Source organism: Kitasatospora sp. NPDC056184, from assembly GCF_042268405.1.
Classification (GTDB): domain Bacteria; phylum Actinomycetota; class Actinomycetes; order Streptomycetales; family Streptomycetaceae; genus Kitasatospora.
Genome location: NZ_JBHJUI010000001.1, coordinates 1,219,456 through 1,229,818, shown reverse-complemented (window position 1 = coordinate 1,229,818; position 10,363 = coordinate 1,219,456). Strand labels below are relative to the sequence as shown.

General features: G+C 77.9%; 1 protein-coding gene. It reads right to left on the bottom strand.

Annotated features, from left to right (window positions below):
- Window positions 1-105 precede the first annotated feature (105 nt).
- Complete coding sequence (locus tag ACFC0B_RS04585) at window positions 106-10,341, bottom strand: type I polyketide synthase (RefSeq protein ID WP_376082036.1); 10,236 nt, start codon at window positions 10,339-10,341, stop codon at window positions 106-108.
- Between the last annotated feature and the right edge of the window lie 22 nt (window positions 10,342-10,363).

Genomic DNA, 10,363 nt, shown 5'->3' with positions numbered 1-10,363 from the left:
TCTCCTCGTTCGACCCGCTGGACGGGTCCGGCGCGCTGGACGCGGCGGCCTCGGTGGACATCTGTGTACCCCTGTCGGTTCGAGAAATCCGGTGTGGACGGCTGCTCAGGAGATCCCGAACTCCTCCCCGAGGATGTCGAACATCTCGGCGTCGGTGGCGGTCCGCAGGTCGCGGCCGGCCTCGGCCTCGGCCGGCGGTCGCGGCCCGCCGCGCAGCCGCTCCGCCAGCTCGGCCAGCCGGTCGGCGACGCGGTCGCGGTCCGCGGCGCCGGACAGCGTCGCCAGGCCCGCCTCCAGCCGGTCCAGCTCGTCGAGGGCCGACACGTTCCGCGCGGTGTCGTCGAACAGTTCGGCGCCGAGGTGGGCGGCCAGCGCCTGCGCCGTCGGGTGGTCGAAGACCAGCGTGGTCGGCAGGTCGAGCCCGGTCGCGGCGACCAGCCGGTTGCGCAGGCCGACGGCGGCCAGCGAATCGAACCCGAGGTCGCGGAACGGCCGTTCGGGCTCGATCTCGCCCGGGTCGGCGTGGCCCAGCTGGGCGGCGACCTCCGCGCACACCAGGGTGACCAGCGCGTCGTGCCGGTCGTCGGCGGACAGCCCGGCGAGGCGCTCGCGCAGTTGCTCGGGCGCCCGGTCGCCGGCGCCCGGCTCCGCGTCGGCCGGCGCCGGGGTCTCGGCCGCGACCAGCTCCGCGATCAGCGGGCGCGGGCGGGCGGCGGTGTACCCGACCGCGAAGCGCGGCCAGTCGAGGTCGGCGACGGTCACCCGCTCCAGGTCCTCCTCCAGGGCCTGGCGCAGCGCTTCGAGGGCGAGTTCGGGGTCCATCGCCGCCACGCCGATCCGGTCGAGCGCCGCCGAGACGGCCTCGCCGTCCGACATCCCGCCGCCCGCCCACCGGCCCCAGGCGACGGCGGTGGCGGCCCGGCCCTCGTCGCGGCGCCGGGCGGCGAGCGCGTCGAGGTAGGCGTTGGCCGCCGCGTACGCGCCCTGGCCGGCTCCGCCCCACACCCCGGCACCCGAGGTGAAGAGCACGAAGGTCCCGGGTTCGTCGGCGCGCAGCAGGTCGTCCAGCGCGAGGGCGCCGCCGACCTTGGCGGCGACCGCCTCGGCGACGGACTCCCGGGTGATCCGGTCGAACGGCCCGCCGACCTCGGCGCCCGCCGCGTGGACCACGGTGTCCACCCGCAGGCCCCGGCCGCGCAGGTCGGCGAGCAGGGCCGCGACCGCCTCGCGGTCGCTGACGTCGCAGGCGGCGATCTCCACCTCGGCGCCGGCCGCCGTCAGCTCCTCGCGCAGTTCCGCGGCCCCCGGTGCGGCCTCGCCGCGCCGTCCGGCCAGCACCAGGTGCTCGGCGCCGGCCCGGACCAGCCAGCGGGCGACGTGCCCGCCGAGCGCCCCGGTGCCGCCGGTGACCAGCGCGGTACGGCCGGCCTGCCAGGGGGTGTCCCGGCGCGGGGCGCCCTCGGCGTGCGGGAACCGGGCGAGGCGCCGGACGAAGGTGCCGAGCGGGCGGATCGCGATCTCGTCCTCCGCCGAGCGGGCACCGAGCACGGCGGCCAGGATCGCGGCGGAGCGCTCGTCGACGGCCTCGGGCAGATCGACCAGGCCGCCCCAGCGGTCCGGGTGTTCGAGGCCGGCGACGCGGCCGAGCCCCCAGAGGGCGGCGGCCGTCGCGCTGGCCGGGGGTTCGCCGAGGGGGGACGCCGCGCCCCGGGTGGCGCACCAGAGCGGTGCGTCGAGTCCGGCGTCGCCCAGGGCCTGGACGAGCGTGGCCAGCCCGTGCAGGGCCGGGGTCGGGTCGGCCCGCTCCGGCCCGGGATCGGGCAGCAGCAGGACGCCGGCGGGCGCGGTCTCCCGCAGCCAGGCGGCCAGCTCGGCACGCCCGGTGGGCACCTCCCCGGCCTCGTGGGCGAGCACCTCCGCGCCGGCCGCGGTGAGCGCGTCCGCCACGGTGGCGCGCGGCTCCGCGTCCGCCGGGGCGAGGAGCAGCCAGCGCCCGGTGAGCCGGCCGGGCGCGGCGGGGGCGTCCGTCCACGGCTCCCACCGCTCGGTGTAGCGCCAGGAGCGGACCGCGGTGTCGGCCCGCCGGCGGGTGCGCCAGACGGCGAGCGCGGGCAGGACCTCGTGCAGCGGCGCGTCCTCGCGGACGTCGAGCAGGGCGGCGAGGCCCGGTGCGTCGGAGGCGGTGACGGCGTCCCACAGGGTGCCGTCGACCGGGTCGCCGCTCGGGGCGGCGGACCGCTTGGCGCGGCCCGGCAGCGCGGTCCCGCCGTCCGGGTCGAGCCAGTAGCGGCGGCCCTGGAAGGCGTAGGTGGGCAGGTCGACCCGGCGCACGCCGCGCCGGTGCAGCAGCCCGGCCCAGTCCACCGGCACGCCGCGGGCGAAGGCGGCGGCCAGGGCGGTGACCAGCTGGTCCGGACCGCCCGCGCCGCGCCGCAGGGTGTGCAGCACGGTGCCGGGGGCGGCGGCTCCGGCGATGAGGTCCTCCAGCGGCACGACGAGCCCGGGGTGCGGGCTGCACTCCAGGAAGACGGTGTGCCCCTCCGCGAGGGCCGTGCGCACCGCCGCGTCCAGCCGGACGGTGCCGCGCAGGTTGTCGAACCAGTACGACCCCGCCAGCCGGTCCGGCGAGTCGACCGCCTCACCGGTCAGCGTCGAGTACATCGGCACCCGGCCCGGCAGCGGGGCGACGTCCGCCAGCAGCGCGCGGAGGTCGTCGTGCAGCGCGTCCATGTGCGCGGAGTGCGAGGCGTAGTCGACCGGGATCCAGCGGGCCCGGACGTCCTCGCGCTCGCACCGCTCGGCCACCGCGGCCAGTGCCTCGACGGCCCCGGAGAGCACCACGCTCGACGGTCCGTTGACCGCCGCCAGGGACAACCGCTCGTCGTCGGCCAGGAGTTCGGCGGCGCGCTCGGCGGGGAGGCCGACCGAGAGCATCCCGCCGCCGGTGCCGGAGACCCGCCGCAGCGCCTGGGCGCGCCGCACCACCACCCGGACCGCGTCCTCCAGGGACAGCAGCCCGGCCACGTGGGCGGCGGCGATCTCGCCCTGGGAGTGCCCGATCACGGCGGCGGGCCGCACCCCGCACGACTCCCACCAGCGGGCCAGGCCCACCATCACCGCGAACAGCACCGGCTGCACGACGTCGACACGCTCCAGCAGCGCCCCTGAACCGTCCCGCAGCACCTCCAGCAGCGACCAGTCCGTCAGCGGGTCCATCACCCCCGCGCACTCCTCCACAGCGGCCGCGAACACCGGTGAGGCGTCGAGGAGTTCGACGGCCATCCCGGCCCACTGCGACCCCTGGCCCGGGAACACGAACACCGGTCCGGTGGCGGCGGCGCCGGGTCCGCCGGCGTCACCCGGGAGCGCGTTCGGGGCGGTGGAGGCCGTACCGTCCGCCACCGCCCGCAGCCCGGCGGCGATCTCGGCGCCGTCACGGCCCCAGACCACCGCGCGGCGCTCCAGGGTGGCCCGCCCGGCGGCCAGCGACCAGGCCGCGTCGGCGAGTCCGGCCTCGGGGCGGACGGTCAGCCACTGCCCGAGCCGCTCGGCCTGGTCCCGCAGCGCGCCCTCGGTCCGGGCCGAGAGCACCCAGGGCACCACCCCGGCCACGCCCGCGGGCTCCCCGGCGGCCGGCCCGGCGGGGGCCTCGGCGGCCGGCGCCTGCTCCAGGATGACGTGCGCGTTGGTGCCGCTGATCCCGAACGAGGAGACCGCCGCCCGGCGCGGGCGGTCCAGCTCGGGCCAGGGGCGGCCCTCCGCGAGCAGTTCGACCCGGCCGGCCGTCCAGTCGACGTGCGGGGTCGGCGCGTCGACGTGCAGGGTCTTCGGGAGCACACCGTGGCGCAGCGCCATCACCATCTTGATCACACCGGCCACGCCGGCCGCCGCCTGGGTGTGGCCGAAGTTCGACTTCACCGAGCCGAGCCAGAGCGGCCGGTCCTCGGGGCGGTCCTGGCCGTAGGTGGCGAGCAGCGCCTGGGCCTCGATCGGGTCGCCGAGCACCGTGCCGGTGCCGTGCGCCTCCACCGCGTCGACCTCGGCCGTGGACAGCCGCGCGTTGGCCAGCGCCTGGCGGATGACCCGCTGCTGGGACGGCCCGTTGGGGGCGGTGAGCCCGTTGGAGGCGCCGTCCTGGTTGACCGCCGAGCCGCGGACGATCGCCAGCACGGGGTGCCCGTTGCGGCGGGCGTCGGAGAGCCGCTCCAGCAGCAGCATGCCGATGCCCTCGCCCCAGGCGGTGCCGTCCGCGCCGGCCGCGAAGGACTTGCAGCGGCCGTTCGGGGCCAGCCCGCGCTGGCGGGCGAACTCCACGAACACGCTCGGGGTCGACATGATCGTCACCCCGCCGGCCAGCGCGAGGTCGCACTCCCCGGTGCGCAGCGCGTGGCTCGCCCAGTGCAGCGACACCAGCGAGGAGGAGCAGGCCGAGTCGACGGTGACGGCCGCGCCCTCCAGGCCGAGGGTGTAGGCCACCCGCCCGGAGGCGACGCCGAAGGAGTTGCCGTTGCCGATGTACGCCTCCAGCTCGTCGTCGACGTCCTGGACCCGGCCGGCGGCGTAGTCCGAGTACATCAGCCCGGCGAAGACGGAGGTGTTGCTGCCGCGCAGCGAGAGCGGGTCGATGCCGGCCCGTTCGAAGGCCTCCCAGGAGGTCTCCAGCAGCAGGCGCTGCTGCGGGTCCATCGCCAGCGCCTCGCGCGGCGAGATCCCGAACAGCTCCGAGTCGAAGCGGTCGATGCCCCGCATGAACGCGCCCTCGCGGGTGTAGAAGCGCCCGGAGCGGTCCGGGTCCGGGTCGTACAGCCCGGCGAGGTCCCAGCCGCGGTCGGTGGGGAGCGGGGAGACGGTGTCCACGCCGTCGGCCACGCAGCGCCAGAGGTCCTCGGGGCTCGCGATGCCGCCGGGGAAGCGGCAGCTCATGGCGACGATCGCGATCGGCTCGTCCACCACCCGGGCCGGGACGGCGGCCGGGGCCCGGCCGAACTCGGGCAGGCTGAGCAGTTCGGTGCGCAGGAAGCGGGCGAGGGCGGTGGCGCTGGGGTAGTCGAACAGGACGGTCGCCGGGAGCCGCAGGCCGGTCGCGGTGTTGAGGCGGTTGCGCATCTCCAGCGCGGTGAGCGAGTCGAAGCCCAGCTCGGTGAAGGCCCGGTCGGCGCCGACCGTCTCGGGGCCGGAGTGCCCGAGGACGACGGCGGCCTGCCGGCGGGTCAGGTCGGTGAGCAACTGGACCTGCTCGGCCTCGGGGCGGCCGGCCAGGCGCTGGACGAGCCTGCGGGCCTCCTCGCCACCGGCCCGGCGCCGCGCGGGGACGAGTCCGCCGAGGATGACCGGCAGTTCGTCGAAGCGGCGCAGCGCGGCCAGGTCGAGCCGGACGGGAGCGAGCAGCGCCTCGTCCTGGGCGAGGGCGGCATCGAACAGGGCGAGGCCCTGCTCGGCGGAGAGCGCGAGCACGCCGCTGCGGTCGATGCGGTGGCGGTCGGTGGCAGTGAAGTCCTCCCGCATCAGGCCGCTCTCCTCCTCCCACAGGCCCCAGGCCAGCGAGACGCCGGGCAGGCCGGCCGCCCGCCGGTGCTGGGCGAAGGCGTCCAGGAAGGCGTTGCCGGCCGCGTAGTTGGCCTGGCCCCGGCTGCCGATGACGCCGGCGACGGAGGAGTAGAGCACGAAGGCGGTCAGGTCGAGGTCGCGGGTGAGCTCGTGCAGGTGGAGGACGGCGTCCACCTTGGGGCGCAGCACGGGGCCGACGCGCTCGGGCGTCAGGGCGGCGATCACGCCGTCGTCCACGGCGCCGGCGGTGTGCACCACGGCGCGCAGCGGGTGCTCGGCGGGGACGGCGGCGAGCAGGGCCGCCAGGGCCTGCCGGTCCGCGACGTCGCAGGCCGCGACCTCGACCTCGGCACCCAGGGCGGCGAGTTCGGCGGCGAGTTCCGCGGCGCCGGGGGCGCTCGGGCCGCGCCGGCTGGTCAGCAGCAGCCGGCGGACGCCGTGGACCGCGGCCAGGTGCCGGGCCGCGAGGGCGCCGAGCGCGCCGGTGCCGCCGGTGACGAGGACGGTCCCGTCCGGGTCGAAGGCGGGCCGGGCGGCCTCGGCGGGGGCGCTGCGGACGATCCGCGGGGCGTACAGCGCACCGGCGCGCAGGGCGAGTTGCGGTTCTCCGGTCTCGGCGGCGGTCGCGGTGGCGGCGGCGAGGGCGGACACCGAGGCCGGGTCGTCGTCGAGGTCGACCAGGACGATCCGGTCCGGGTTCTCCGACATGGCGGAGCGCACCAGGCCGCCGACCGCGGCGGCGGCGAGGTCGCGCACCGGGTCGTCGGCGCCCACCGAGACCGCCCGACGGGTCACCACGGCCAGGCGCGTTCCGGCGAGGCGGGGCTCGGCGAGCCAGGTCTGGACGGTCTCCAGGGCGCGGGTGACGGCGGCGTGCACGGCCTCCGCGGGCGGCGGGCCGGGGGTTGCGGCGGCGGGCCAGGGCAGCACGACCACGGCCGGGGCGGGCAGACCGTCGTCCAGGGCGCGGGCGAGGGCCGCGAGGTCGGTGTGGCGGGAGGCGTCCGGACCGAAAGCCGGGTCGCCGTCCCCGACCACCGCCCAGGTGCCGGCGGCGGGGACGGCGGGCTGCGCAGGGTGGGGCAGGGCGGTCCAGCGCACGGCGTACAGCGGGTCCTGACGGGCCGTGGCGGCGGCGCGCAGCTTCTCCGCGGAAACCGGCCGCACGGCCAGCGAGCCGACCTCGGCGACCGGCCGGCCGTGGGCGTCGGCGAGGGTCAGGGTGACGGCCTCCGGGCCGGTGCGCCGCAGCCGCGCCCGGACCGCGGCGGCGCCGGGGGCGAACAGGCGCACGTCGCGCCAGGAGAACGGGAGCGAGACCGGTCCGGCGCCGGGGTCGGCGCGGTCCGCGAAGGCCGCGATGCCGAGCAGGTGCTGGGTGGCGTCCATCAGCGCCGGGTGGACGCCGAAGCGGTCGGCGTCGTGGGCGACGGCCTCGGGCAGCGCGATCTCCCCGTACACGTCCTCGCCGTGGCGGGTGGCGGCGCGCACGCCGAGGAAGGCCGGGCCGTAGGCGACGCCGGCGTCGGCGAGCCAGTCGTAGAAGCCGTCGAGCGGGACGGCGCCCTCGTCGGCCGGCGGCCAGGCCGGCGACTCGGCGGGGGTGCTCCCGCCGGGACGGGCCAGGGTGCCGACCGCGTGGCGGGTCCACGGCTCGGCGGCGTCGCCGGTGTCGGGCCGCGAGTGGATCGCGACGGTCCGCCGGCCGCCCCCGTCCGGGGCCTCCAGCCACAGCTGGAGCTGGAGGGCGCCGCGCTCGGGCAGGACCAGCGGCGCCTCCAGGGAGAGTTCCTCGACGAGTTCGCAGCCGACCCGCCGGCCGGCGTGCAGGGCGAGCTCCAGGAAGGCGGTGCCGGGCAGCAGCACGGTGCCGAGCACCACGTGGTCGCCGAGCCAGGGGTGGCTGTCGAGCGAGAGCAGTCCGGTGAACAGCGAGCCGTGCCCGTCCGCGAGTTCGACCATGGCGCCGAGCAGGGGGTGGTCGGCCGGGCCCTGGCCGAGGCCGGTCGCGTCGGTGGCCCCGATGCCCGCGTCCAGCCAGAACCGGCGGCGTTCGAAGGCCTGGGTGGGCAGCTCCACCCGGCGCCGGCCGAGCGCGGCCGGGTCGGTGACGGTGCCCGCGGTGAGGGCCGCCCAGTCCACCGGCGTGCCGCGCACGAAGGCCCGGCCGAGCGCCGTCAGGATGCTCCGGGCGGTGGGGCCCTCGCGCTCGGCGGTGGGGAGGACGGCGACCGTCCGGTCGGCCTCCTCGGCGGCGAGGCACTCAGTGGCCATCGGCGTCAGGACGGCCCCGGGGCCGAGTTCGACGAACTCGGTCGCCCCGGCCGCCCGCAGCGCGCCGACCGCGTCGGCGAAGCGGACGGTGCCGCGCAGGTTGGCGGTCCAGTGCGCCGGATCGCCCAGCCGGTCGGGGGCCGTGATCGTCCCGGTGACGGTGGAGGCGAGCGGGATCCCGGCGCGGCGCGGGCGCAGCCCGTCGACCACGGCGGCGAACTTCTCCAGCACCGGGTCCATCAGCTCGGAGTGGAAGGCGTGCGAGACCGGCAGCCGGGTGTGCCGCCAGCCGCGGTCGGCGCAGGCGGCGCGGACCTGCTCGACGGCCTCGGCGGTGCCGGAGACCACCACGCTCGCGGGCCCGTTGACGGCGGCGAGCCCGACCCCGGCGATCGGGGCCAGCACGGCGGCGGCCTCGGCCTCGCCCGCCCCAACCGCGAGCATCGCGCCGCCGGCCGGCAGCGCGGCCATCAGCCGGGCGCGGGCGGCGACCAGGGTGACGGCGTCCTCCAGGGTGAGCGCCCCGGCCACGTGCGCGGCGACGATCTCGCCCAGCGAGTGGCCGGCCACGTAGTCGGGCGCCGGCGCCCACGCGGTCCACAGGCGGTAGAGGGCGACCTCGTAGGCGAACAGGGCCGGCTGGGCGACGCCGGTGTCCTCGGCCGGCGACCCGTCGGGCTCGCCGAGCAGCACCTCGCGGACGGAGAACGGGGTCACGCCCTCGAAGGCGGCGCAGACCTCGTCCAGCGCGGCGGCGAACACCGGGAAGGCCCGGTACGCCTCGCGCGCGACGCCGCGGGTCCGGGTGCCCTGGCCGGTGAACAGGACGGCGGTACGGCCGGCCCGGCGCGGCGCGGCGCCCTGCGGCGCGTCCCCGCCGCCGTCCGCGACCCGGTCCAGTTCCGCGGCGAGTGCGGCGAGGTCGTCCCCGACCGGGACCGCCCGGTGCTCCAGCACGGCCCGGCCGGAGGCCAGCGACCAGGCCACGTCGGCCGGCCGGGCCCCGGGGTGCGCGAGCGCCCAGTCCCGCAGCCGGGCGGCCTGGGCGCGCAGCCCGGACTCGGTGCGGGCACTGACCACCCAGGGCACGGGGCCCGGTGACGGCACGGGGGCCGGCGACGGCGCATCGGCCGCCGGGTCGGCGGGCGCCCGGTCCTCGGCCGGCTCCTCCTCGATGATCACGTGCGCGTTGGTGCCGCTGACCCCGAAGGAGGAGACGCCGGCCCGGCGCACCCGCTCCCCCGCCGACCAGTCGGCCGGCTCGGTCAGCAGCTCGACCCCGCCGGACGCCCAGTCGACCATCGGCGTGGGCTCCTGGGCGTGCAGGGTGCGCGGCAGCAGGCCGTGCCGCAGCGCCATCACCGTCTTGATGACGCCGGCCACCCCGGCGGCGGCCTGGGTGTGGCCGAGGTTGGACTTCACCGAGCCGAGGCGCAGCGGCCGTCCGGCCGGCCGGTCCCGGCCGTAGGTGGCCAGCAGTGCCTGGGCCTCGATCGGGTCGCCGAGCACCGTGCCGGTGCCGTGCGCCTCCACCGCGTCCACGTCCGCCGGGGTCAGCCGGGCGCCGGCGAGGGCCTGGCGGATCACCCGCTCCTGCGCCAGGTCGTTGGGCGCGGTCAGACCGTTGGAGGCACCGTCCTGGTTGACCGCCGACCCCCGCACCACGGCGAGCACGGAGTGCCCGTGGCGCCGCGCGTCGGAGAGCCGCTCGACCAGCAGCATGCCGACGCCCTCGCTCCAGCCGGTGCCGTCGGCCGCCGCCGAGAAGGACTTGCACCGCCCGTCCGCCGCCAGGCCGCGCTGGCGGGCGAACTCGTCGAAGGCGCCCGGGGTCGCCAGGACGGTGGCGCCGCCGGCCAGCGCGAGGTCGCACTCGCCGGCCCGCAGCGCCTGGCAGGCCAGGTGCAGGGCGACCAGCGAGGAGGAGCACGCCGTGTCGACGGTGACCGCCGCGCCCTCCAGGCCCAGGGTGTAGGCGATCCGGCCGGAGGCGACGCTGGTCAGGCTGCCGGTCAGCAGATGGCCCTCGACCTCCTTGGGAACGGAGGGCAGCCGGGACAGGTAGTCGCTCGCGATCACCCCGACGAAGACGCCGGTCCGGCTGCCGCGCAGCGAGGTCGGGTCGATCCCGGCCCGCTCGACCGCCTCCCAGGAGGCCTCCAGCAGCAGGCGCTGCTGCGGGTCCATCGCCAGCGCCTCGCGCGGCGAGATCCCGAAGAAGCCGGGGTCGAAGTCGGCCGCGTCGTCCAGGAACCCGCCCCGGTAGGAGCTGCCGGCCGCGCCCTCGGCGTGCTCCCAGCCGCGCCCGGACGGGATGCCGGTGATGGCGTCGCCGCCGGTGCGCACCAGCTCCCAGAGCTCCTCGGGAGAGCCGACCCCGCCGGGGTAGCGGCACTGCATGCCGACGATGGCGATGGGCTCGTGCCACCGGTCCTCGGCGTCGCGCAGCAGGGTCCGGGTCTCGTGCAGCTCGTTGGCCGCACGCCGCAGGTAGTCGCGCAGTTGCTCTTCGTTCGCCATCGTTGGTCTGCTCCGTGAGTGT

Excerpts from the sequence above, each read along its gene's own strand:
- ACFC0B_RS04585 (WP_376082036.1), bottom strand. The coding sequence starts at position 10,341 with ATGGCGAACGAAGAGCAACTGCGCGACTACCTGCGGCGTGCGGCCAAC.